Annotated in this window: 16 protein-coding genes; 6 read left to right on the forward strand and 10 right to left on the reverse strand. The window is 57.8% G+C overall.

Annotated elements, in window-relative coordinates:
• Positions 1–22: 22 nt before the first annotated feature.
• Complete coding sequence (locus tag M3I53_RS05440; protein ID WP_254314954.1) at positions 23–3,340, reverse strand: tetratricopeptide repeat protein; 3,318 nt, start codon at positions 3,338–3,340, stop codon at positions 23–25.
• A 90-nt stretch (positions 3,341–3,430) separates the two neighbouring features.
• Entirely contained in the window at positions 3,431–4,627 is a 1,197-nt protein-coding gene (locus M3I53_RS05445; RefSeq protein ID WP_254314955.1) for a hypothetical protein, read from the reverse strand.
• A 371-nt stretch (positions 4,628–4,998) separates the two neighbouring features.
• On the opposite strand from M3I53_RS05445, the gene M3I53_RS05450 reads away from it, so the two are divergent.
• Together M3I53_RS05450 and M3I53_RS05455 are read left to right on the forward strand one after the other, a co-directional pair.
• On the forward strand, positions 4,999–5,166 hold the full coding sequence (locus M3I53_RS05450) for a hypothetical protein (RefSeq protein WP_254314956.1): 168 nt from the start codon (positions 4,999–5,001) through the stop codon (positions 5,164–5,166).
• Positions 5,167–5,952: 786 nt separating this feature from the next.
• The gene (locus M3I53_RS05455) at positions 5,953–6,843 is read left to right on the forward strand and encodes a DUF2971 domain-containing protein (protein WP_254314957.1); all 891 of its coding nucleotides are present in this window, start codon (positions 5,953–5,955) and stop codon (positions 6,841–6,843) included.
• Between the two features lie 220 nt (positions 6,844–7,063).
• Here the strand turns inward: M3I53_RS05455 and M3I53_RS05460 are convergent, their stop codons facing one another.
• The 7 genes from M3I53_RS05460 to M3I53_RS05490 form a co-directional block, all read right to left on the reverse strand.
• Entirely contained in the window at positions 7,064–8,482 is a 1,419-nt protein-coding gene (locus M3I53_RS05460) for a UvrD-helicase domain-containing protein (protein ID WP_254314958.1), read from the reverse strand.
• A complete protein-coding gene (locus M3I53_RS05465; RefSeq protein ID WP_254314959.1) occupies positions 8,475–10,193 on the reverse strand; it encodes an ATP-dependent endonuclease in 1,719 nt (572 codons plus the stop codon). Before M3I53_RS05465 ends, M3I53_RS05460 begins: the two co-directional genes overlap by 8 nt.
• Positions 10,194–10,267: 74 nt before the next feature.
• On the reverse strand, positions 10,268–13,390 hold the full coding sequence (locus M3I53_RS05470; RefSeq protein WP_254314960.1) for a type I restriction endonuclease subunit R: 3,123 nt from the start codon (positions 13,388–13,390) through the stop codon (positions 10,268–10,270).
• Positions 13,387–14,667: a restriction endonuclease subunit S gene (locus tag M3I53_RS05475; protein WP_254314961.1), complete on the reverse strand. Its 1,281-nt coding sequence runs from the start codon at positions 14,665–14,667 to the stop codon at positions 13,387–13,389. The genes M3I53_RS05470 and M3I53_RS05475 overlap by 4 nt, the downstream gene beginning before the upstream one ends.
• Positions 14,657–16,243, reverse strand: a complete 1,587-nt coding sequence (locus M3I53_RS05480) for a class I SAM-dependent DNA methyltransferase (protein WP_254314962.1) — start codon at positions 16,241–16,243, stop codon at positions 14,657–14,659. The genes M3I53_RS05475 and M3I53_RS05480 overlap by 11 nt, the downstream gene beginning before the upstream one ends.
• 241 nt (positions 16,244–16,484) lie before the next feature.
• Entirely contained in the window at positions 16,485–16,703 is a 219-nt protein-coding gene (locus M3I53_RS05485) for a hypothetical protein (RefSeq protein WP_254314963.1), read from the reverse strand.
• A 334-nt stretch (positions 16,704–17,037) separates the two neighbouring features.
• Entirely contained in the window at positions 17,038–18,000 is a 963-nt protein-coding gene (locus M3I53_RS05490; RefSeq protein WP_254314964.1) for an SOS response-associated peptidase family protein, read from the reverse strand.
• 191 nt (positions 18,001–18,191) lie between these two features.
• Here M3I53_RS05490 and M3I53_RS05495 point away from each other — a divergent pair, with 191 nt between their 5' ends.
• The 3 genes from M3I53_RS05495 to M3I53_RS05505 all read left to right on the forward strand — a co-directional run bounded on the left by M3I53_RS05495 (position 18,192) and on the right by M3I53_RS05505 (position 20,212).
• A complete protein-coding gene (locus M3I53_RS05495; protein WP_254314965.1) occupies positions 18,192–18,644 on the forward strand; it encodes a DUF3597 domain-containing protein in 453 nt (150 codons plus the stop codon).
• 268 nt (positions 18,645–18,912) lie between these two features.
• Complete coding sequence (locus tag M3I53_RS05500) at positions 18,913–19,083, forward strand: hypothetical protein (protein ID WP_254314966.1); 171 nt, start codon at positions 18,913–18,915, stop codon at positions 19,081–19,083.
• A gap of 208 nt (positions 19,084–19,291) precedes the next feature.
• Positions 19,292–20,212, forward strand: coding sequence for a YihY/virulence factor BrkB family protein (locus tag M3I53_RS05505; RefSeq protein ID WP_302057556.1), 921 nt, complete (start codon positions 19,292–19,294; stop codon positions 20,210–20,212).
• Positions 20,213–20,342: 130 nt separating this feature from the next.
• Here M3I53_RS05505 and M3I53_RS05510 read toward each other — a convergent pair whose 3' ends face one another.
• Complete coding sequence (locus M3I53_RS05510; RefSeq protein ID WP_254314967.1) at positions 20,343–20,858, reverse strand: low affinity iron permease family protein; 516 nt, start codon at positions 20,856–20,858, stop codon at positions 20,343–20,345.
• 357 nt (positions 20,859–21,215) lie between these two features.
• On the opposite strand from M3I53_RS05510, the gene M3I53_RS05515 reads away from it, so the two are divergent.
• Positions 21,216–22,922, forward strand: coding sequence for an ATP-binding protein (locus tag M3I53_RS05515; protein WP_254314968.1), 1,707 nt, complete (start codon positions 21,216–21,218; stop codon positions 22,920–22,922).
• Positions 22,923–22,976 lie beyond the last annotated feature (54 nt).

Raw genomic sequence — 22,976 nt, forward strand, 5'->3', positions numbered from 1 at the left:
CGCTTTTGCCGGCCGCGATAGCCTACGCTCCTTGAGTACGTCGGCCTGCTACGATGGCTAGCTTGCGTCTAATAGCTTCCGCCTCCTGGGAGGTTGCTTCGGCTTCAGGCACCCGCTGGGTAGCCTGGTAAAGAATACCCAGCTTATCGAGCGTTGCCGCGACCTTGGACAGGAAGGCCGTAGGGTTGGCCTCGGCGAGCTTCCTCCGGATATTAAGTGCCTCGTGGTAGGCGCTTTCGGCTTCAGTTAGACGTTGCGCCTCGCAGTAAAGTCCCCCGAGATTGAAAAGCGTGCCCGCGACATCGGGTAGGTAGGCGGCTACGTTGACTTCGGCCAGCCTTCTTTGAATATCGAGCGCCTGCTGCCAGGTTCTCTCTGCTTCGATAGGCCTATGGGTCGTCCTGTAGATGACTCCGAGGTTACAGAGTGCAGCCGCTACGAGGGGCTGATGAGCGGCAGGGTTGGCGTCAGCCAGCTTCGTGCCAATTTCGAACGCCTCGTGCAACGCGCCCTCGGACTCGTTCAAACGCTCGCTGCTCAGAAAAAAGGTTCCGAGATTGTAGAGGGTTGCCGCGACATCGGGCAGGTAGGCGAGAGGGTTTGCATCGGCTAGCTTCCTTCGGATGGCTAGCGCTTCTTTGTGGGCGGCTTCGGCTTCGGCCGGACGCTCCGCGCTCCAAAAGAGATTTCCGAGGTTATTAAGCGTGGCCGACAAATTGGGTAGGTAGGCGGCAGGATTGGCATCGCTTAGCGTCCGGTAGAGCTTGTGAGCATTCCGGTACGCGGTCTCAGCCCGGCTCAGCCGCTGCGTATGGGCGAAGAGCATTGCGAGATTGTTGAGCGTCATCGCGACATCGGGCAGGTAGGCGTTAGGGTTGGCTCTGGCCAGCTTCCTGCGGATGGCGAGGGCCCTGCGGTATGCGGCCTCAGCTTCGGTCAAGCGCTGCATGTCCCAGTAGAGCCATCCGAGGCTGTTCAGGGTCATCGCGACGTCGGGTAGATACGCCGTAGCATTGGCCTCAGCGAATCTCCGGTAGATTCCGAGCGCCTGCTGGTAAGCCGCCTCGGCTTCGCTCAGGCGTTGGGTATCCCGATAAAGGTTTGCCAGGTTGTGGAGCGTGGTCGCTGTACTTGGCAAGTAGGTGGCAGGGTTGGCTTCGCTCAGCGCCCAGTAGATGGCACCAGCCTCTTGGTGTGCCGATTCGGCTTCGGACGGCCGCTGCGTATCACCGTAAAGCATCCCTAGGTTGTTCAGCGTCATTGCAACGTCGGGCAGAAAGGCGGAAGGATTGTCTTCGCAAAGCTTCCGGTAGATGGCATGTGCCTCCTGATAAGCCACTTCGGCCTCGGTCAAGCGCTGCGTGTGTTTGTAGAGCAACCCGAGGTTGTTGAGCGTCCCCGCGACATCGGGAAAGTATGCAGCGGGGTTAGTCTCCGCCAGGGTCCTTCGGATGCCGAGCGCTTCCTTTTGAGCGGTCTCGGCCGCAGTCAGTCGCTGAGTGCTGCGGTAGAGATTTCCGAGGTTGTTTAGCGCGCTGGCGACATCGGGTAAGTAGGCCGCTGGGTTGGTTTCGGCCATCTTCCGCGAGATGGCTTGCGCTTCTTGATAGGCGGTTTCAGCTTCGCTCAGGCGCTGAGTGCTCCGATAGAGGTTTCCGAGGTTGATGAGCGTGTTGGCGACGTCGGGTAGGTAGGCAGCAGGGTTGGTTTCGGCCATCTCCCGCGACATACCTTGCGCTTCTTGATAGGCGGTCTCGGCTTCCGTCAGGCGCTGGGTGTCGCTATAGAGCAACCCGAAGTTGTTGAGGATGATGACCACATCGCGACGGAGTTCCGGGGCCTCTATGGCACTACGTCTCAAATGCGCTAAGGCTGATGTGTAGATAGGTTCGGCACTTTGATACTTCTTTTGTCTCAATAGTTCATTCGCGTAGGGAATCGAGTACTGCGTGTTATTAGGGAAACGGTCAAACGCTTCGCGATAGTAGGTCAAGGCCTCCGTCGGCTTGAACTGTAGAGAATAAACTTGTGCGCGGCTTAGGTAATGAGAAGCGAGTCTTTCTTGCTCCGCGAGAATCCTCGCTTCGGATGCTTCAATGAGTTTGTCGAGGAACGCTCCCGCTTCTTCGAGCTTGCCCGCCAACAAGTAGCCCCGAGCTTTCTGAGACAGTTCGCTGTCGGACTCATCCGAAAGACGCTGCTCCAACTCCAGATAGCGCCGGGTCCACTCCTCGATTTCACGTCTTAGCTCATCAACCTGGAGATTGCGCTGTTCCAGTTGCTCAGCCAAGGCTTCCTGCGCGCCTGCTTCCAGCGCCTGTCCGCCCAACTGCGCCAGCTCTCTATCCAGCGGATTCGCACTCCACGTCGACACCACCCGTCCGACATTCTTCGGTTGCCGCGTCTCGCAGTGCAACACCTGCGACCCGATGAGCTGCTGCTCAGCATGTTGGTGCAGCGATTCGTCGAGCGACGCGTTACCGGCTTGGAGGATGTTACGCACCGACGTCGCCAACGCCTCGCTAGTCACTGCCCAGTTGCCCGTTCCGGCCAGTTCCTCGCCATAGAATCCTGATAGCGCCTCAATGAGCGCCGCAGAGAAGCGCGAGACCTGCGCCTTCGCCCCGAACGCAGGCGTCCCTTCGCCTGTTGCCCACAGCAACATGCGGGTGAAGCACACCACTCGCCGGTCAAACTCGACACGCTGCAGAGCAGGTGTACCCGCGCCCGGTGCCAGCGAATCCCAAGAAGGCTGTCGACATGCATCGATGAAAAAATACAACGCCCCGCTTATTTCACGTCGAGCCGCGCGGGCGGTGTCAGTAATGTCAATGGCATCGGCCCACGGATTGTCCGGATTACTCGCCCCAAAGTCCGAAGGAAGAATGTAGTCGTTGGAACCCGCCGCGCCATGTCCACAGAAATAGAACACCGCGATGTTTCCCGGATTGCTCTTGGCCCGGGCACGCCAAGTTCGGTAGCCTTTTACGATGTGGTCGCGGGTGGCAGCATCCACTGTCAATCTCGTTCCGTCCGGACACTGATACTCCAAGCACGGCGACACCAGCATCTCGACCGACGCCAGTGGCGCATGAGGATTGTGAAAACCAATTCCTTCGTCCAGCTGCGCCCCCACAACTTGTCGTCCGACAAACCAGTTCGCCAACGCGACGGCCGACAGGGGCGGCGAACTCAGCTGCCCGAGCCCCATAGGTTTGTCCATCAATCTGGCAGGGTCCCCTCCGAGCAGGCATGGATACTCGCCCGCCCCGACAATTAACACATGAGTCCCGGGCGAGTCGGCGTTACCTTGATTTCCCGAGCCGAAGACCGTGGTCATTCGAGCACTCCAGCATGCCCCGCAAGCGACTCTTGCGATGGGCCAACGTCGGCGGCACGCCACCGGCTAAACAGTAACCACAAACCCCTTTTACGATTCGGCTAGTCTCTCTCCCAGCCGGTAATAGAAACCTGGCCTGTGAAAATAGCCGCCGTGTGCTTTCAACAATCCCTTCTCCGTCTCGAACGCGAAATCTCGCACGCCATCGAAAACCCCTTCGGCGCGAAAACCGAAGATGTCGTTAAAGTCGAAAATGTTTAGCCAACGACCTACGTTTTCTGGCTTTTTTAGCCGGTCGGACGGGGGATTAGCTGGGATGCCTGTTTGACTTTCCTTACACAGCGTCATTTCTTCAAACAACGCAACTTGCGACCCCACCGTTACGAATTCAGCAACCTCAATTGTCGGGTCAAAATGGGTAAGAATGTCGTAACTGATAACGCCACCGAGACTGTGACCAACGATTACAAGTTTCGGGTCATCCGCATTGATGAGGCTTCGCGCAGCACGGAAGTCATGGAGGACTTTGTGAACTATGGGTCCGGGTGAGTCCTTGCTTCCACGACGCGTAAGATACTGAAAGACATCGCCGATAAACAGCGATACGCCCATGTGTACCTTCTTTCGCGCAAGTGAGGTCATGACGGTGGCGACCTTCGAACTTGCCAGTGATGTAAGTCCACGCGCACCATCCCTTAGACGGTTCAGCATTTCAGTTGCACCAAAGGATTCCCACTGCGGTTCGGACGCCGTTGATGGACGAGCGTCGGCAATTGCCTGACTCGCGTTGAACAACAATTGGTCAATGAAATTGCCGTCACTTGCATTGACCAACCATGCAGGTTTCGGGTTAGCACACGCATACGACCTTGCTTTCTCGTAGCTTTCCACCAGCGCAGCAGCCTGTTCTTCGGAATCTACTGCAGACAATGCAGCGACCCAGACAACCTCGATGGCTTCACTCAACGACCACCTTGCAATGTCAGCGATGCCCGATGTGCCGACGCCGCTGCTGCCGAACACTTCGGCAGCGGCTCGCGTCTCAGGTGCAAACGCCGACGTCCCGAACGTTTCAGTCAAGCTGTCCCGTTCGGGCAGCGAGGCATTTCCCCAACGGAACTTGACTCCGTCGCCTCCCCAATAGGGGTTGAATATTGCTGTTCGCTCGTCGAGACCCACTCCGGGGAATACTAGGCCTCGGAAAGAGGCGTTTCTGGCAAGTTCATTCTCACTGTACTCCGGGGCACTGGCCCGGTTGCTTACGCCGTGGACGAAGACAAATGGCATAGCCCTCCCCATCTTGCACGGGTTCGCGGTCAATTGAATCAGGTATATAGGAGGGACGGCGAATGTCAAGAGAGAGAAGGCATCCCGTCGGCACGTCCACCTGCAGTACCTTCCCATCGAAATCGGTTGTAGTTACCCGACATGCCAACTACCTAGCCAAGCTTCTTCGTCCGTCAGCTATAGCCCAGAGAAGCGAGTACCCACTTACTCTGATTCCGCTCGCCGACGGACATGAAGGGCGCGCAGGGGCCTTAATGTTAGAGCGCTTGTGGAGACTGAACTCTTCGCGGCATACTGGTGGAGCCCAGCGTGGTGAACAGCCAGTTCCATGGGGAAATTGGCCAGTCCCGTTTTTTTGAAAACACTTTCGTATGGAGAATAAAGTGGCCGCAGACAGTACAGGCACGCCGGACGACATTCAGCAAATTGCAGCGCTGGCCATGATTCTCGAATTGGACCAAGCTGACATTCGCGCCGGTAACTTCCGCGATGTCGATGCGTTTTTCGCAGAACTTGACGCTGAATATCCCACGAACTGACGGCGTGCGGCATGGAAGGTATGCCGCCTGAGCTAGGTGTACCGACTTAGCCTGCCACCAACCACTCCACCGCCCCGTCCGGATAGTCCTCCGACCACTTCCTTGCCAGTGATTCCAACGCCTCAGCATGGCCGCAGCGACTGTTCGCGCCTCTCTCCGAATCGCCGACGCTTGCGACCGTCTGGCCGTACCCCGATAACCGCTAGAACTGTTTCGTCCAGTAATCTCTGAGCGCAATCTAGACGGTCCGCCCGCTGCAGCCTTGCGAAGATGTCGTCCGAAACTTGAAAGTCGCGCTCAGCGACGCCGATATTCGTCCCGGCATCGCTCAACAGGATTGCAAGCATTTCTCGAAGTCTTTTCGTAATGTTGGAGGTAGCGCTCAGGCTCATGAGTTCTCCGGCCATGCAATGGTTCCACGTTCCATGTAGGAATGTGGAACCCGCGTTTATACCGGCGAAGGTGGTGGCCTATACCTTGGAGCAGCATTCCGAAATTTTCTTTGTTACCTGCGTCGCAATCGAATTCGCGACACGTTTTTTATCTTCGATTCCAGCGTGTGCGCCTGTGCGTGGTCCCTCCGCTCGTGCAGACCATGGATTCATTTGAGTTCTTTTGGGACGTCACTAGATAGCGAACAAGCCGGGCAGAAGGTGGCAAGGCGCTATGCCATCGCGAGTCTGGACTCGAAGAGCCACTTCTTCCGGTTGGCGCGAAAGACGTCGTGCGCCACCTGCGCTGCTCGCCGCGCTAATATTCGAGAAACGATGCCCGGAGACGCTCATCATGGCGACCGCCGTTTCCCGCTTGCCGCGCAGGCTTTACAAATATAAATCTTTCGGCGTCAACACATTGCGGATGCTCGGCGAAGCCGAAGTCTATTTCGCGAACCCACATCAATTCAACGACCCATTTGATTGCAGTCCGACCGTCCGTGTTGACGTTGAACGGGTGGAAGTCGAGCGACTCTGGAAACATCTTAGAATGAAGACCGTGGGTAAGGGGCAAGCAATAAAGGAATTGGGCAATCACCGGTACATGGCGACCGAGTATGGACGCCACGATGACGGCGCGGCGGGGACTGCGGCCTACGTAGGCCACCTTGTATCCGACATTGACGACCATATAAGCACACACTTTGGTGGTCGCGGCGTGCTATCTCTGGCCGCGCATTGGGATAACCCACTAATGTGGAGCCACTATGCCGATGAACATAGAGGCATGTGTATCGAATTCGATACCAACGACCATCGATGCGACCGGCTCGAGCCGGTCGCTTACAGCTCGACACGTTACCTGCTTGTGAGCGACCTTATAGCATGGCACCTCGGTAAGTCCGGTGAAGCCGAGCAGAAAATCGCGCGACAGTTTTTCTTCGCGAAAGCACCACAATGGAGATACGAAAACGAGTGGCGGGCTATCGCGCCGAAGTCTGGCGTAGACGACGCGCCGTTTCGCATCTCAGCCATTCATCTCGGATTTCGTATTGACCGAGCAGTCGCCACCGCCGTTGTCAAGATGCTCGCTGACGCGCGTGACAAGATTAAATTTTACGGCATGTGGTCCGAGGGTGATGGATTCAAACTGGCACGTTATCTTCTCGACGTGGACGAATTTGTCGAAAGGGGCATGCGTATGTCCGCAAAGTTCGTCATTGACGAGTTCGCCGCGAAATAATGCTGCTTGAATATCTTTCGGCTGTCACCGCTCCGCCAATAATGCTAATTGACGACCCGGTCGTGCACATCGACGATATGAATACTCTTAGCCTCGGCACAGTCCGTTTTTGTTGCGGCGAGGCGGTCAATGCCGGCGGCCGCCCGGTACCCAGAAGGACTGGGCATAAGCCAGTTCTTGCACTGCACCTGACTTTGGAACACGATGTCTTAAGTTGTGTTTAGTCAACGTTGACGACCGGCCCGGGAGACAGAACCCGAACGCTGCGCGTTGCACGCGTCAGCGCGACATACCAGTCAAAACGTGTCGTGCATGCGTGCGGCGTAATAACAGCATGGTCGAACTCCAGGCCCTTCACCAACAGAGTGCTTCCGACTGACCGATTGCGAATGGTCCGTCCTCTCTGACGCTTCCGGTTGGCAATTTGCCAGCATGCATCCACGATGCTTAGCGAAGGTTCGGCGCTCATCAAGCGAAGGGTTGACTTCACCGAGCTAACCAATTCAGGCCGTACTACGCGGACGCCTGCTTCCACTCCAATTGAATCCAGCGCATCAAGCACCGTCGCTACTGTGTCGTCTCGCGCAACAGCGCTGATTGCTAATTCTGCTTCAGAGGGCGCGTTTTTCAGCTTATTGGGTCGCTCCAGGATGCTATCCACACGTTTCAGCTTCTGAGCTACGTTCACGCCTGTGTAAGCGGTACCCGCGAGGTCGAGCAGTGCTTGAATGCGCTCGATGCCGTGCTTTGAGGCCAAGGCCGTGTAGAACTCCGTTTCGCATGGTCCTGCCACGGGTTCGATGGTCGTTCCGCCAATACGTTTTGCAATGTCGGCACGTCGTGTCACCCGAGTACTCGAATCGATTACTACAAGTACCTCCCCATCACGTTGCCCGTGCTTCCGACATCGCTTGGCAAGCTCGCCTGGCTGTTCGTCGGGGCCGAATTCGACCCACTCAACCGCCACGGGCGCGTCGCGCAAATCAATTACTCCGTTCGCCACGGACTCGCGAACATCGAGTAGCCAACGCCCGAGCGGTTCATTCTTGGCAGCAATCCACCTGCGGGGCTCGCTCAACTTCCCATGCAAAGGGAACACCGATAAAGCAGTCGCCTGCCAGTCAACAAGCGCATCCTCTTTCGAAAAGCCGAATATCGCCTGATACGGGTCGCCGAAGACGTAACATCGAAGCGTTTTGCTCAGTGCACACGCAAGCCGATGGTGCGACTCCGAGCAGTCTTGATACTCATCGATTAAGACACCTTCATATGAGGCTTTCAGTACGCTGGCTACAGCGCCAGATTCGACGAGCATGGCTGCCGCTGTCTGGACTTGTGTCCAGTTGTTCTTTGCTCGCAGTGTGGCAACCGGAAGGTGCGACGCTTTCGGATATGCCGTTGCCCAACGATGCGACCACGCAGCAAGAGTATCGACCTGCGCTTTGCTTGCGGCGACGCCAAGATTCGTCATTCGGCGACGGATAGCGTCTCGCCCCGCAATCGTATGGGTCAGTACCAACCATCGCCCTGGCAATTGGCCCGCGATTCTGGCAATTTGCTCGGTCTTACCCGTTCCCGCCGGCGCTTCAATAGAGCCGATGCGTGATTCGACCATTGCCCTGACGCTAGGTTCAAGCATTGCGGCTCAACCAGGCCATGACGCTTTGGAGCGTTGCTACGCATGAGCCGGCCCCGTCCGCGAGTGCCCTCGGGAGAATTTCCTCGCCGATTAGGAAGCAAAGGTCATAGTGGTCCTTTATCCACCGATGTCGATTGGCCTGCAGACCAATCTTTTTCGCCAATTCGTTATCTTTCAATGAAGGGACAACTGCGTCGACGTCTGCAAAGGAAGCTTTCAGCGCACTTGCAAGCTGTCCAAGCCCTGCCGCAGTATGGTAGCCAGCGTCTGATAGGACCAGTCGAAGCAATTCCTCACGTTGCATCTGCGGCAACCCACCGAACAATTCGACTTCGGTGCACCGTCCATCGCCCCACTCGAAATGCAAGACGCCATGTTTCCCCAATGCGTCTGACACTGCAGGAGGCGGGGACTTGTCGCTGTCCGTGAAAACCGCTGTGCGGTAGCCAAGTCTGGCAAAGTACTGGGCAACCTCGAATGTAGAGTCACCGCCACCGTCAACGAACACTACGCCCAAGCTTTGAAAATCAAGAGGAAACGTCGATGAAACGCCCTTCAACAGCCCGACTTCTGTTTGCCCTTCGCAAACAAGAATCGTCTTTGCCATAAATGCCTCACCACGGTCGCGGACAAATCGTCTGGCGTCCTTGACCGCAGTGGTTGCTCCGTTACAGGAAAGCACTTCGAGGATTCCGTCGATGCGGTGCCGTCTGCAAACGGATACCTCCTCAAATCTAAGTTCGCGCAGGACGAGTGGCGAATGGGTGGTGAGAAAGACCTGGCCAGATGCCTTCACCTTCGTGCGCAGATGGCTGATGAGTAGCGACGCACGGTGTGGCTCCAGCCCGTATTCAAGTTCGTCGACTAGGAAAAACATGCGCTCTGCGGAGTCAGTACTCTGCAGCGCTGCGACGGCGAGGCGGGAAGAACCAGTACCCATGCACCGGACTGGGATGTCACCATCATGCAGGGCGACCCCTCCGGCTCCCATCGCAATGCGTGAAGGGTCGAGATTAGCGGAAGGGCCAACGTCAAACTGAACACCTAGCTTCGCGATTTCTGGCCCTACGGTGTCTATGAGTTCCTTGAAGTCTTTCGCGCCCTCCTGCTCGAAGGCCTGACGAGCTTTGCGCGCTAGCTCATTGAGAGTCGCTGAAAGCTGTTCTGGATGGGAACCGACACGTTGTAATGCCGCCCCACGTCCCCAAGATAGATGCCGGTCTGCATAGACGCCTAGCCGAGCGGGAGCAAGGCGCTTACGGTCCTCGAAAGGCATCCGCTTGCTCTTGTCGACCACACCATCTCGGCAAGTGAGAACGTGCCAGTTAGGCTCAAGCGTCGAATCAACCTCTAGAGCAACTGTCAAGACAGGAATGACGCCGGCAGCTTCATTGGGCTCCTCTCTCCATTTCCCGCTTTTTTCGTGCCAGCCTGAAAGGGTCAAGCCATAGCGGTCGTCGCTCAGGAATTCTCGCGGTAAGTCCGACAGCACTGCAATAATCCGCAATCCTTTTTTCGACAGGCCCTTGTAGAAATCGAGGTCGTCAAATGTCGCGACATGGCGCTCCGCAAATACTAAGTCTATCGCGTCAAGAATCGTAGTCTTGCCGCTGTCGCCTGCGCCTATTAGGCAGTTAACCCCTTTGTTCGGTGTCCATTTCAGTGAGCTTATCCCGCGAAACCGCTCAATCCTCAGCTGTCTGATGTACACGGCGTCCCCGTCATAGTGCGAGCATGCAGATTATCCAGCAAATGCCACCCAATTTCGCCTCTACAGACAGTGGGTCAAGCACTCGCCCACTCTGCGGAGAGTGACTCCGCCTGCAGGAGTACGGTGTCGGTCGCTTCCTCCTGTCTGTCGGGCGGGTACTTATAGCGTTTGAGCAGCGTTTTGACCATCACACGCAGCTTGGCACGCACGGTTTCCCGCTTCGCCCAATCGACCGTGACCGAGCCGCGTAGCTTCACGACCAGCTCGACCGCGATTTTCTTCAAGGTTTCGTCGCCAAGTTCGCGCACAGCGGCTTCGTTAGTCGCCAGTGCATCGTAGAACGCCATCTCGTCGGGGCTCAGGCCCAGTTCCACGCCGCGTTGGGCCTCGGCTTGGAACTTCTTAGCCATCGCAATCAGTTCCTCAATAACCTGGGCAGTCTCGACGGCCCGATTGCGGTAACGCGTCAGGCTCTGTTGCAGCAGCTCCGAGAACTTCGCGCTCTGCACGACGTTGCTCTTGAAACGCGATTTGATTTGGTCCTTAAGCAGGCGTTCCAGCAGCTCGACGGCCAGGTTTCGTTGCTGCATGTGCCGCACGTCTGCCAGAAAGCCATCAGAGAGCACGCTGATGTCGGGACGCTTCAGGCCCGCCGCAGAGAAGATGTCGATGACCTGGTCGCTGACCACGGCTCGACTGATGATTTGCCGCAGTGCGTGCTCTTTTTGCTCGTCAGTCAATGCCTTGTCCGCGCCGTCATGCTTGATGAGCGCCGCCTTCACGGCTTGAAGGAAGGCCAGTTCGTCGCGATACACAAGCGCCTCTTCGAGCGTGCAGCACAATGCGAATGCCTTGCTCGCAGCGAGCACCGTGTCGGCGAAGCGTTTCTTGCCGTCGTCCTGCCCGAGTACATGGTTCGCCACGGCGGGTAGAAGTTGCCATGCCTGGGTGCGAAACGCCGCGTAGTCGACGCCGTGAAGCATGCAGTGCAGCACGTCCATCTTTTCGGCGAGGACAGCCAGGGCTTCATGCGCGTCGATAGTCGGTCTGCCCCGCCCGTGGGCCTGGGTGTAGGTCGCAAGCGCTGCTTTCAGCTCGTTTGCGATGCCGATGTAGTCGACTACCAGACCGCCAGGCTTGTCTTTGAAAACCCGGTTCACGCGTGCGATGGCTTGCATCAGGTTGTGACCGCGCATCGGCTTGTCGATGTACATGGTGTGCATGCACGGTGCATCGAACCCGGTCAGCCACATGTCGCGGACGATAACGAGCTTGAACGGGTCGGCTGGGTCCTTGAAGCGTTTTTCAAGGTCGTCGCGGACCTTTTTCGGGTAGATGTGCGGCTTAAGCATTGCCTTGTCGGACGCCGAGCCGGTCATCACAATCTTGATGGCACCTTGCGTCGGGTCGTCGCTATGCCATTCAGGGCGAAGCTGGGTAATCGCGTTATAGAGGTGCACGCAGATGTCGCGACTCATTGCGACAATCATTGCCTTGCCGTCCATTACCGATTGTCGGTTCTCGAAGTGGCTGACGATATCGGCTGCGATTTTCTGAATGCGCGGCGGTGCGCCGACGATTTTCTCCAGCGCGGCCCAACGGCGCAACGTAGCGACCTTGGCCTCGTCACTTTCCTCGTCCTCTGTGAGCTCGTCCACCTCATCATCGAGGGCGCTGGCGTCGTCCTCTTTCAGCTCCAGGCTGGCGAGGCGGCTTTCGTAGTAGATGGGCACCGTAGCTCCATCTTTTACCGCTTGCTCGATGTCGTAGATGTGGACGTAGTCGCCGAACACTGCGCGCGTGTCGCGGTCATCGAGCGATACCGGCGTGCCGGTGAATGCGACAAACGTAGCCTCGGGCAGTGCGTCGCGCAGATACTGCGCGTAGCCGTAGCGGACAGCCGAGCCTTCGCCCTTGCCATCCGTATTCGGTAGCCGGGCGTCAAATCCGTACTGGCTGCGGTGGGCCTCGTCGCAAATCACGACGATATTGCGGCGGTTGGACAGCACGGGGAACGAGTCTTCGTCAGCGCCGGGCGTGAACTTCTGGATAGTCGTGAAGATGATGCCGCCCGATGGGCGGTTTGCCAGCAGGCGGCGCAGCTCGGGCCTGGTATCTGCCTGCACTGGGGTTTCACGCAGCAGCTCATTCGCACCTGCGAATACCCCGAATAGCTGGTTGTCGAGGTCGTTGCGGTCGGTCACGACCACGAGCGTTGGATTCCCCATGCCTTCATGGGCCATCAGCGCACCAGCCAGGCAAGTCATTTCAATGCTCTTCCCCGCGCCTTGCGTATGCCAGACTACGCCGCCCTTACGTGAGCCTCCTGGGGCTGAGGCTTGCAGCACGCTGTGCACGACGGCGCGCACGGCGTGGAACTGGTGATAAGCGGAAACCTTCTTGACGAGCTGGCCATCGTCCTCGAACAGGATGAAGTGGCGCAGGTATTCGAGCAGGTAGTCGCGCCGGAACAGGCCGCGCGTCAGGGTTTCCAGCTCGTGCATCGCGCCGAGCGGGTCGGTTTCATGGCCGTCGATGGTGCGCCAGGCCAGAAAGCGTTCCTTGTTCGACGTGAGCGAGCCCATGCGGGCCGTGGTGCCGTCCGAGATGACTTCAAGCGCGTTGGCGTTAAACAGGTCGGGAATGTCTTGGTGGTACGCCTGGAGCTGGTTCCAGGCGGCCCAGATGTCGGCGTTCTCGTCGCCGGGGTTCTTCAGCTCGACCACGACAATCGGTAGGCCGTTGAGATACAGCACGACATCGGGGCGGCGAAGCTGTTTTGGCCCCTGGATGGCGAGCTGGTTGACGGCTAGCCAGTCGTTCGCGGAGATATCCGTGAAATCAGCCAGGCGCACGCGGTCGCCGCGTGTTTCGCCGTCTTTCTGGAACTCGACAGGCACGCCGTCCACGAGCCAACGGTAAAGCTGACGATTGGCGTTGACAAGACCGGGCACGTTCGGACTCATCACATGGCGCAGCGCGTCGTCGCGGGCGATGGCGGGAATGTGCGGGTTCAGCTTCGCGATGGCGGCAGACAGGCGGTGGCGTAGCGTCACGTCGCGGTAAGTGTCTCGTTCTGTGCCCGGTGTCTTGGTGTCCGGGGGCGAAATGTCGGGGCCATGGGCGGTCTGCCAGCCGAGAGCGGCCAGCCATTCAAGCATGGCCTGTTCGACTGCGTCCTCGGTGATGCCGCTCATGCAAGTGCCTCGTTCAATTGGGCCTCGGCTTCGGGGAGGCGGAGTTTGCCGGAGATTAGGCGAGGGAGAAGCGTGTCGCGGAGAGCCGCTAGCTCCGCAATTGGCGCTGAGCAGATTCGGTCAACCAAAGGCCGAACAATATCGAAAAAAGCTTTTCGGACGGAAGGTGGAGGCACGACGACCATCTCCGAATCCAGAAAATGCTGCGTTTGGAAATTTGCCAAACCGGTACTCTGCACCTGGTAATTCCACATCTTTCCTGCTTGATAGATAGCGGTTAGATGTTGACTCAGCAGCAGGGCCGTATGAGCGTCAGGCGCGCGAAATAGTCGGCAGAAACTCGTTGGCACGGCTGTCTCCCCCAACTTTTTCAACACATCCTTCGTCACGTATAACGAGCGACCTGTCGGCTGGGTCTTGCTTCCACCAGAAACCTCAATCACCAAATCACCGTCTTGGAGTTTGCGTTTTTCTGATTTCTTCGGACTGACATATCGCCTTGGTACGTCATCGAATTGCCCTGCAGCAATATCTGGAATGTCAGTGCCCCGAATAATGGTTGCCGGTTGCGTACATGTGTCGGTTGGACCTTCGGCTCCCCAATCGCCGCCAATAGCAAAGCTCAAAAGCTCGCCGAAGGGAATGCCCGTCCATCCTTTCGGAATCTCCCCCAACACCGACTCATCGAACGTATCCGGAAAAAGCGCGGCCGTTTCGGCATCTATGCCCTCCGGTTCGCGGCCCTCGGCCTTTGCGTGTACCGGGTCGAAGTCGATAAACCAGCTTTTGAACAGGGCTTGGGCGATTGATTCGAGCGTGAGATTGGTTTGACGGAGCAGTTCGATGCGGTCATCGAACTGCTTCAAAAGCATACCTATTCCATACTGAACATCGAAGGATGGAAGGTTGACCTGAATAGCCGAAAGGATGCTTTGATTCAACAGCGGTTGACCGGAGCCGGAGCGCCATCTATTTAGGTCAAGCATCCGCAATAAACTGAATATGTAATACGGATGATTGCCCGGCAGCACTTCGGCTCGAATGGCGTTATCCGTAACCCAACACGGCTTGTGCGAGAAATGTACGGCACCACAGTACGAACCAACGCGACCGATGACAATCGTATCGCTTGGTGAATTATGCTCAGAACTTAGTCCAATGGGGCCGTTTGCCCCGTACACGACGAATGCTCCGTCATCTGCGCGTTCTGGACTCGTTCGGCCATTCGCAAATTTCAGAATCTCCCCAAGTTTTCGCTCTCGCCATTCAGACTGCATACCCAAGTCCCCCGAGCTTTTCGCGAATCACGACATCCAACTCAACTCCCTTCGCCATTTGCTCGGCAAGCTGAGCGGTCAGCCGGTCCATCTTCTCGCCGAAGGTCTCGTCATCTTCCTCAGTTTCTTCGGCTCCCACATAGCGTGCAGGAGTCAGTACATGCCCATGCTCGGCGATTTCTGCCAGCTTCACAGCACGACAGAAACCCGGCACGTCTGCATACGGGACCGCAGTGCCATCCTCGCCATCAGCGCGCCATCGATGCACGGTCGTGGCAATCTTTCCGATGTCCTCATCATCAAATAAGCGCACAACACGCGACTCCATGCGACCGAGCTTGCGTGCGTCGATAAACAGTACCTCGCCGCGTCGGTCACGACCTGGCTGGGCACCGGCGATTGGCGCACCGCTCTTATCTTTGGCTAGAAACCAGAGACATGCGGGAATCTGCGTGTTCAGGAACAGTTGCGGCGGCAGGGCAACCATCACGTCCACCACATCTGCCTCAACCATTGCACGGCGAATTTCGCCTTCGTTGCTTTGATTAGAGCTCATGCTGCCGTTGGCAAGCACCACGCCCGCCTGTCCGCGCGGGCTCAGGTGGTGCAGGATGTGCTGTAGCCACGCATAGTTCGCGTTACCAGCTGGGGGCGTGCCATGTGCCCAGCGTCGGTCATCGACCAGACGCTCGCCACCCCAGTCGCTGATGTTGAACGGGGGGTTCGCAAGCACATAGTCGGCGCGCAAATCCGGATGTTGGTCGCGGTGGAACGTGTCGGCGGGCTCTTTGCCCAGGTCCGCCGCGAAGCCGCGAATCGCCAGGTTCATTGCAACCAGACGCCAGGTGGTCGGGTTGGCTTCCTGGCCATAGATGCTGATGTCGTCCGCACGCCCGCCATGGGATTCGATGAACTTTTCGCTCTGCACGAACATGCCGCCCGAGCCGCAGCACGGGTCGTAGACGCGCCCTTGGTGGGGTGCCAACACTTCGACTAACACGCGTACTACCGAGGCGGGCGTATAGAACTGTCCGCCTTTCTTACCTTCGGCGGTAGCGAACTGCCCGAGGAAGTATTCGTACACCTCGCCCAACAGGTCCTTCGCGTGGTGGCCTTCGCCGAAGCCAATCTTCGAAATCAGGTCCACTAGCTCGCCGAGCTTGCCGGGTTCGAGCTGCGTGCGGCCGAAACGTTTGTCGAGAATGCCTTTCAGGCGCTGGTTATCGGCTTCGATGGCTTCGAGCGCGGCATCAATCCGCACGCCAATGTCGGCCTGCTTTGCCTGCGAGCGCAGCGTCTCCCAGCGTGCTGCCGCAGGCACCCAGAAGACATTTCCCATCGTGTAATAGTCGCGCTCCTCCAGCGCCTCGGCATGGTCTGCAGCGTCGGGGAGATACAGGTCGTCGTTGTCGTCGGCGAATGCGGCGGAAAGCTGCGCACGTCGCTCATCAAACGCGTCCGAAATGTACTTGAGGAAAATCAAGCCGAGGACAATATGCTTGTACTCGGCAGCGTCCATAGAAGCGCGCAGCTTGTCGGCTGCGGCCCATAGCGTCTTGTTCAGGTCTTGATTCATGTGATGCCGAATGATGGGGCAAAGTCAGAATGATACCCGCGCCTGTCGTCAACCGTGCTCTTCAATGGCGGCTGAGAGGAAAAGGTACACGCGCGCCTACTGGTATCTCATCCGGTGCTTCCCACACGCCTCCATAGCTTTGTCCGGCGGAGCTGACACGCTCACGTTTAGGGTAAAGCTTCAATCGGGCCTTCGCCCTGTCTGGAAACCTTTCGAATTGATGACATCGTTGAGTGCGCATTTATCCGTGCGAGTCGACCCACGCGCGCGCCCACGACAGCCCAACATCCTGAGCTTCCTCTTCGGTCTCGTAGACGCCGAGGACGCCCGATGCTTCTATGAATTTCCGGTCACGAGTAATCGTCCCGCTCGCGGCGTATCGCTCGGACGCGAGAACTCCTTCCTGCTCCTCGATGGCGTGACCCCATAGCACGTAACCTTTATAGGTAGCCTGTTGCATCGTCTAAGTGTTCCTATGAGGGCGCATCGACCAGTCATGCGCCGAACAATGGTCGAAATGAATCGCTTCGCTTTGTCGCCGCTCGCCACCACTGTGCAGTGCAAGGCCACACCGCGCCGACGCGGTACATCGCGAACGCCCAACTGGACGCCGAGATGGCGATGGAGGAGCGGCGTCTGCGATTGATGGGTTGCGAGGTGTATCACTTCGGCGGACATGAATTCCGTGACGTGGACCTTGCTGGGAAGCCGAAGGTAGGTCCGGAAGCACAGCGCCGCGTAGCTAAGCTTCTCGGCAGATTGCTCACACGGCACGGAATCTGTTAGACGTTGTCTCAAGCTGCGAGCTTGTGCTCGTAGTAAGGCCGGTCCTTGTCATCGAGGATGGCGTACATCGCTTCCAAACTCGACGCGCTCGGATTGAGCCACGCTTCGATGTTTTCCGGCTTGATGGGGATGATGCAACGGTCGTGACCGGCAGCTTCAATTTCCGGGGGGGGCTCGTCCGTGATAGCCGCGAACGACAGCAGGTCCGGCTCTCCAGGCTTGCTCCATCGCGACCACAGGCAGGCGACGTGCATCAGCTGCCGGTTGCTCGGGCGAAATTCGAGGACGACGTTCTCGTCCTTGCTATGCGTCTCCCGCAACGTGCCTTCCATCTTCGCCTTCTTCACGTTCTCGTAGAAGACCTCGACGAGCATCACGCCATGCGTGTGGCCGAAGCACGGCTTCCAGAAGCCCTCCAGATTGTCCCGCCGGGCGTTATAAGTGCCTGGGAACTTCACGTCGTAGTCTGCGGGCTTGCCCGCAATCCGGCACTGGTATCGCATCGGCCTGACCACGTATTCGCCGTTCTCCATCACAAGGACTGGCGCGTAGTACCCCGGGAAGATGCGCGAGTCGCGCGGCTTGGATTCGGTTCGGTTGACGTCTTCAATACGGCGTAGCGCTGTTTCGATTTTGTCGGTGGCGATTCGCTGACTCTCACTGGCAGCCCTCGTCGCCCTTGACTGAAGAATCCGTTCAGCGTCTGCCAGCCGCTTGCGCTGCTTGAAAAGGTCCTGTTCAAGCGTGGCGGTCAGGTCGCTGTTGAAACGGTCAATGAGGGTTTTGATTTCGCGTTCGGCCGGAGTTTCCGGCTGACCAAAGGCATCCTCCATCGCCTTGGGTACCTTGGCCTTGCTCACTCCCTCGGTGCGCTCGAAGAACAAATGGGCGAACTCTTGAATGTCCACGACAGCACCGAACATACGTACGAATTTTCGATAGTCCGCATAGATTTGAGCCGAATAGCACATGGGGTTCTCTCCTTCAATACACGTATCAGCATGCCACACCCAACGTCCCCATAATCTAAAAGACGCCGCCCTGCGACTTCGGCCATGACCCGTACTTTGTCGCGCGGTTGGCGAGGGAATTGGACGTAGGTACGTCCGTTGCGTTGAACCAAATGCAGCCTGCGTAGGCGGCACGGACCAAGGAGCGACAGATGAGCATATTCTCAAGTATCCTGAACAAGATTTTTCCTCACGACCATCCGGCGAATGCGACATCCGGCTCGCCCGGTACCGTGACAGCACCGGCGTCGCCGGCAACCGGCAGCGCGTCAACACCCGCCGGAGCCGCATCGGCTCCATCAACTGCTGGGGCCCAAACATCGCAGCCGGCAGCGACGCCAATGCCGGAGGTTGACGTTGAAGCCGTCTTGACCGAGATGCAGACGGGCGATAGCCAACAGTTGAACTGGCGAACATCCATTGTCGACTTACTCAAGCTACTGGGGCTCGACAGCAGCCTCGATGCGCGTAAGGAACTGGCTTCCGAACTTCACTACACGGGAAACACCGAAGATTCCGCCGAAATGAATATATGGCTGCATCGGGAAGTCATGCAGAAGCTTTCAGAAAATGGCGGCAAGGTGCCCGAGAACCTCAAGAGTTGACTGGCAGGTGGGATTGTGCCCCCGACCGCGCTGCCGCCGGGGGCAGCGGCAGCGGCCGCCCCTACCAATACCAATAATTTGCTTGCCGTTGCGGGGCGCACTCCCTGACGCTTGATGTTCTCCGCTCGCGGCATGAATCAGGCGATATCACGAGCCGGAATAACTGCGCAAGCCACATCTTCGGAATACTCCTACGTGAAAATTGAGGTGGTCGCGTCGCGGAACAGCCCTTGCTTGTATCAAGGCACTAACTTCACCGGAGACTGTCATGGCCACCCGTCCGAACGAGCAAAATCCTGCAAGCGAGAAATCTGAAGAGGATGTCGACAAGGCAGTGGAAGACACCTTCCCGGCCAGTGACCCGCCTGCGACAGGAGGAACGACCCGCATTGAGTCAGAGGACGGTGAGGCAGACGAGGACAAGCCTAAACCGCAGTAATCACCTACAGACATGAACACGGGTGCCGACGCCGTGAGGCCACACGAGAACCGATGGGGGTCCGTCGCCTATGGGGCTATGCAGGCATCGTCGTTTCGAGGCTCATTCGGCGGAGGGCGATGCGCACTGCTGGCTGGCCCCTCAACAGGAGCGCCCTATCCGCAGGGCGTTTCCTCTTTGACACTGGGCCTAGGCTGTGAGGTTACTTATGTTGCGAGACGCAAAGAACCGGGGTACCGCGCAAAAGCCATCATGGACGGCCATCGTGCGGACTGCCATCAGCAAATTTTCCGAGGACCGCTGCTCAATGCTGGGCGCGAGCATCGGTTTCTTTTCCGCATTTTCTCTTGCTCCCACGCTTCTCATTGTCCTTGCTGTCGCTGGTTGGTTTTTCGGCGCAGACGCTGCCAAAGGAAGGCTTTTTGAGCAGGTCAAAGGCGTTCTCGGCAACGACGCTGCGAGCGCGATGCAGTCTCTCGTCGAACACGCCCACAGGGCAAGCGGAAGTGGCGTCGCCGCCGCCCTCTCTGTTGTCCTCGTGGTTGTCGGCGCTTCGGCTACGTTTTCATCGCTCAATACCGCGTTGGATGTCGTGTTTGCGGCAGAGTCACCGAAAGGTATCGCCGGACTCACGCTCCTGCTGCGCGCGCGCCTGGTTTCCTTCGGGATGGTCATGGGTTTGGGATTCCTGCTCGTCGTGTCCCTTGTATTGGACGCGGCCATCCAGTTTGCAGGTCACGCAGTTTTTGGCGACTCCGTCCTGGTAGTCGTCGCGGTGGCTGGCGAATCACTCTTCGGACTGGTGATTCTCGCGATGGGCTTTGCTGCCCTTATCAAGTGGTTGCCGGATATAAAAGTGCATTTTCGTCATGCGCTCGTCGGCGGCGTGACTGCATCAGTGCTGTTCACGGCTGGCAGGCATCTCTTCGGGTTTTATCTCGCTCGCGCCGGCACGGCCAACTCGTTCGGCGCTGCGGGCTCGCTCGCCGTTCTCATGATGTGGCTGTATTTCTCGGCTCTCGTGTTTTTGTTCGGCTCGGAAATTACCGCGTCCATCAGGGATGCGTTTAGTGATGCCTCCGGAGACCGGTCGGCCGTTCGGGCCGTCGCCCGTGACGGCCAGGAATAGATAGGTCTCGGCGGGCTCCCGGAAACCAAAATTCGCTCCGCGCATGTAGTCCGCCGTAACCGTTGCGGCGAACGCTGCTGCAAATTTCGCGAAGAATGCCTGCCGGCTCCGTGACTGCTGCGCCCGCCGGTCACGCTCCGGTTCGTTCCTCACTGCAAGCCTTGGCGTTTGCCGCTGCGCGATTGATATCCTCGTCTTTCGGATTTTTTGTCGCCAGCCGGAGGTAAGCGAGCGCCAGTCGTCGCAATTCCTCCTCCGTTGCATCCTCGATTCCTATTAGATGATTGTTCGCGGCCCGGTGGGACGCGAGGAGCTCATTAAGCTTGAGATGCACTGCAACACTGTCCTTGTTCTGGCTCTGCTGAATCAGGAACACCATGAGGAATGTAACGATTGTCGTCCCCGTGTTAATCACCAGTTGCCAGCCATCCGAATAATGGAACAGCGGTCCGGTAATAACCCATGCAGCAACTGTGGCAACGGCAAGACAGAAAGCCAGCGGCGTTCCGGCCCAGCGGGTCACCAGACTGGCAAATTTGTCGAATGCGCGAGTCAATGGATGCTGGGTAGTGAATTCAGGACTTGAGGTGTGGGGGACAATATCGAAGTCGTCGGTCGGAGCTGGTGATTCGTGGATGGGTTTCATAAGCCTGCTCCAGAAGGGGGTCTGCTTAGCAACTTACATGCCAACGAACCGTGCATGCTGTCATGCTGTGATGCTGTATGAACTCGATGCGGCCGGAGCGTTCCGCCTGGTGCCTACCTTGATGCTGTGTAAGAATGTCCGCTGGCTTGGGGGCGTGTATGTGTTCGTGCTCTAGCCGCCCGGAATTCTCTTCCCATATGCGGGCCTATTGTATAGAGGGCATAAAATTGGGCGGGAACTTCAGACTCGGTCGCAATATTGGGGCCCCACGAACGCTGTTAGACATTCGGCTTCATCTGTCTCGCAGCGGCCGCTAGGGCGCTGTTACATCCCATTTTTAGAAGCTGTGCATCGCTTATGGAAAGCAATCGCGCGCTCACAGATAACGACGAGCTTGCTAAAAGGCCGGTGCGGCAACCCGACTATGCAGCCGAAAACAAGGCGCTTGTCCGACTCGCGAAAGCCCAGGCGGGCCCAATAAGACATCTGTGGCAGGAAATTGCGGAAGCCGCCCTCGCAGCCTGCGAAGCTGGCAGCGCAGGGATTAGCCTCATCGAAGGCAGCGCTGAAAATCGGTGCTTCAAATGGCAGGCGGTGGCGGGCGTGGGCGCGGCCCTTCAGGGCACGACAATACCTTGGAACGAATGTCCATGCGCGATAGCACTTCAGGAAGGCAAGCCACAACTGTTCATTCGGCCGCAGCTACATTTCCCGTACCTCCGGTTCGCTAACATCGACATCACCGAAGGAGTCGTTGTTCCCATTGGCTGCGGCGATGCGCAGCTAGGGGCGATTTGGGTGATGTCTCACTCGACCGAACGCCAGTTCGATAGCGAAGATGTGCGGCTACTGTCGAACCTGGCGGTCTTCGCCGGGTCAGCACTGACCGTCCTGGACGCGCGCGACAGCGGAATTGCGAGCGACCAAAGGCACAATGAGTTTATCGCCATGCTAGGGCATGAACTCCGAAATCCGATAGCACCGATTGACAGCGCTATTGGTGCGGCTATGCGCTTGTGCGCTGATAACGCCCGGGCCGTCGAAGTGTTGAATGTCGCGCACCGGCAAATGAGACACTTGCGGACCTTGGTCGACGACCTGCTCGACGCAGCACGATTGAAGCACGGGAAGCTTGCAATCAAGTATAGCGACACGTCCCTGAACGAAATTGCCTTCGACGCCATCGCAACGGTCAAGCATCACTTTGAGTCCCGGCGGCACACTCTAAAAATAAATGGCCTCGATTCGCCGGTCCCGGTTCGGGCGGACCACGTTCGACTGAGTCAGGTTCTGGGCAACATCCTGTCGAACGCGGCGAAGTACACACCGGTGGGCGGCGCAATCGAAATGACTGTCCGGGTGGATGACAATGCCTGGTCCGCTCCGGATGGCGCGGTCACCATCACCGTTAAAGATAACGGAATAGGAATTGTCAGGGCGGCCCAACCGCACGTCTTCGAACTTTTTGCCCAGTGCGCCCGGGGGCATGCCCGAGCTGAGGGAGGGCTCGGCATTGGCCTCGCCGTCGCGAAACGGATGGTCGAACTACACGGGGGCACCATCGCTCTTCAGAGTGAGGGCGCAGGCAAGGGTACAGTCGTCACTCTTCGCTTGCCGGTCCTTCGCGGGGCGTCGGCACAGGACAAATCCGAGCTACCGGTAAGGAGTGTGGCTCCCGGCTCCGTACGAATTCTTCTTGTCGACGACAACCCGGATGCTCTGATATCGCTACGCATATTGCTGGAGCTAGAAGGACACGAGGTGAGTACCGCAGGCACTGGACGCGATGCAATTCGTCTTGTCGCACAGGTCCGGCCGGAGGTCGCAATCGTTGACGTGGGTTTGCCAGACGTTGATGGCTTCGATGTTGCGCGCGCTGTTCGGTCCGACCCCACTCTGGATGACGTTACGCTGGTAGCGTTGACCGGCTATGCCGCCGAGTCCGATAAATCAAGAGCGTTAGCAGCAGGCTTCGACTACCATCTGACAAAGCCGCTTTCGTTGGAAAAGCTGCAATATCTGCTAGCGAATCGAAGAGGTGGGCAGATGCGCGGCCTGGTTTAGGAACAGCGCGAATCGGCATCACCTGGACAATCGGGAGTCACCGGCTTTCACGGT

Origin of the sequence: Paraburkholderia sp. CNPSo 3272, assembly GCF_024206495.1 — a bacterium.
Lineage (GTDB): Bacteria > Pseudomonadota > Gammaproteobacteria > Burkholderiales > Burkholderiaceae > Paraburkholderia.

Excerpts from the sequence above, each read along its gene's own strand:
- M3I53_RS05440 (WP_254314954.1), bottom strand. The coding sequence starts at position 3,340 with ATGACCACGGTCTTCGGCTCGGGAAATCAAGGTAACGCCGACTCGCCC.
- M3I53_RS05445 (WP_254314955.1), bottom strand. The coding sequence starts at position 4,627 with ATGCCATTTGTCTTCGTCCACGGCGTAAGCAACCGGGCCAGTGCCCCG.
- M3I53_RS05450 (WP_254314956.1), top strand. The coding sequence starts at position 4,999 with ATGGAGAATAAAGTGGCCGCAGACAGTACAGGCACGCCGGACGACATT.
- M3I53_RS05455 (WP_254314957.1), top strand. The coding sequence starts at position 5,953 with ATGGCGACCGCCGTTTCCCGCTTGCCGCGCAGGCTTTACAAATATAAA.
- M3I53_RS05460 (WP_254314958.1), bottom strand. The coding sequence starts at position 8,482 with ATGCTTGAACCTAGCGTCAGGGCAATGGTCGAATCACGCATCGGCTCT.
- M3I53_RS05470 (WP_254314960.1), bottom strand. The coding sequence starts at position 13,390 with ATGAGCGGCATCACCGAGGACGCAGTCGAACAGGCCATGCTTGAATGG.
- M3I53_RS05475 (WP_254314961.1), bottom strand. The coding sequence starts at position 14,667 with ATGCAGTCTGAATGGCGAGAGCGAAAACTTGGGGAGATTCTGAAATTT.
- M3I53_RS05480 (WP_254314962.1), bottom strand. The coding sequence starts at position 16,243 with ATGAATCAAGACCTGAACAAGACGCTATGGGCCGCAGCCGACAAGCTG.
- M3I53_RS05485 (WP_254314963.1), bottom strand. The coding sequence starts at position 16,703 with ATGCAACAGGCTACCTATAAAGGTTACGTGCTATGGGGTCACGCCATC.
- M3I53_RS05490 (WP_254314964.1), bottom strand. The coding sequence starts at position 18,000 with ATGTGCTATTCGGCTCAAATCTATGCGGACTATCGAAAATTCGTACGT.
- M3I53_RS05495 (WP_254314965.1), top strand. The coding sequence starts at position 18,192 with ATGAGCATATTCTCAAGTATCCTGAACAAGATTTTTCCTCACGACCAT.
- M3I53_RS05500 (WP_254314966.1), top strand. The coding sequence starts at position 18,913 with ATGGCCACCCGTCCGAACGAGCAAAATCCTGCAAGCGAGAAATCTGAA.
- M3I53_RS05505 (WP_302057556.1), top strand. The coding sequence starts at position 19,292 with ATGTTGCGAGACGCAAAGAACCGGGGTACCGCGCAAAAGCCATCATGG.
- M3I53_RS05510 (WP_254314967.1), bottom strand. The coding sequence starts at position 20,858 with ATGAAACCCATCCACGAATCACCAGCTCCGACCGACGACTTCGATATT.
- M3I53_RS05515 (WP_254314968.1), top strand. The coding sequence starts at position 21,216 with ATGGAAAGCAATCGCGCGCTCACAGATAACGACGAGCTTGCTAAAAGG.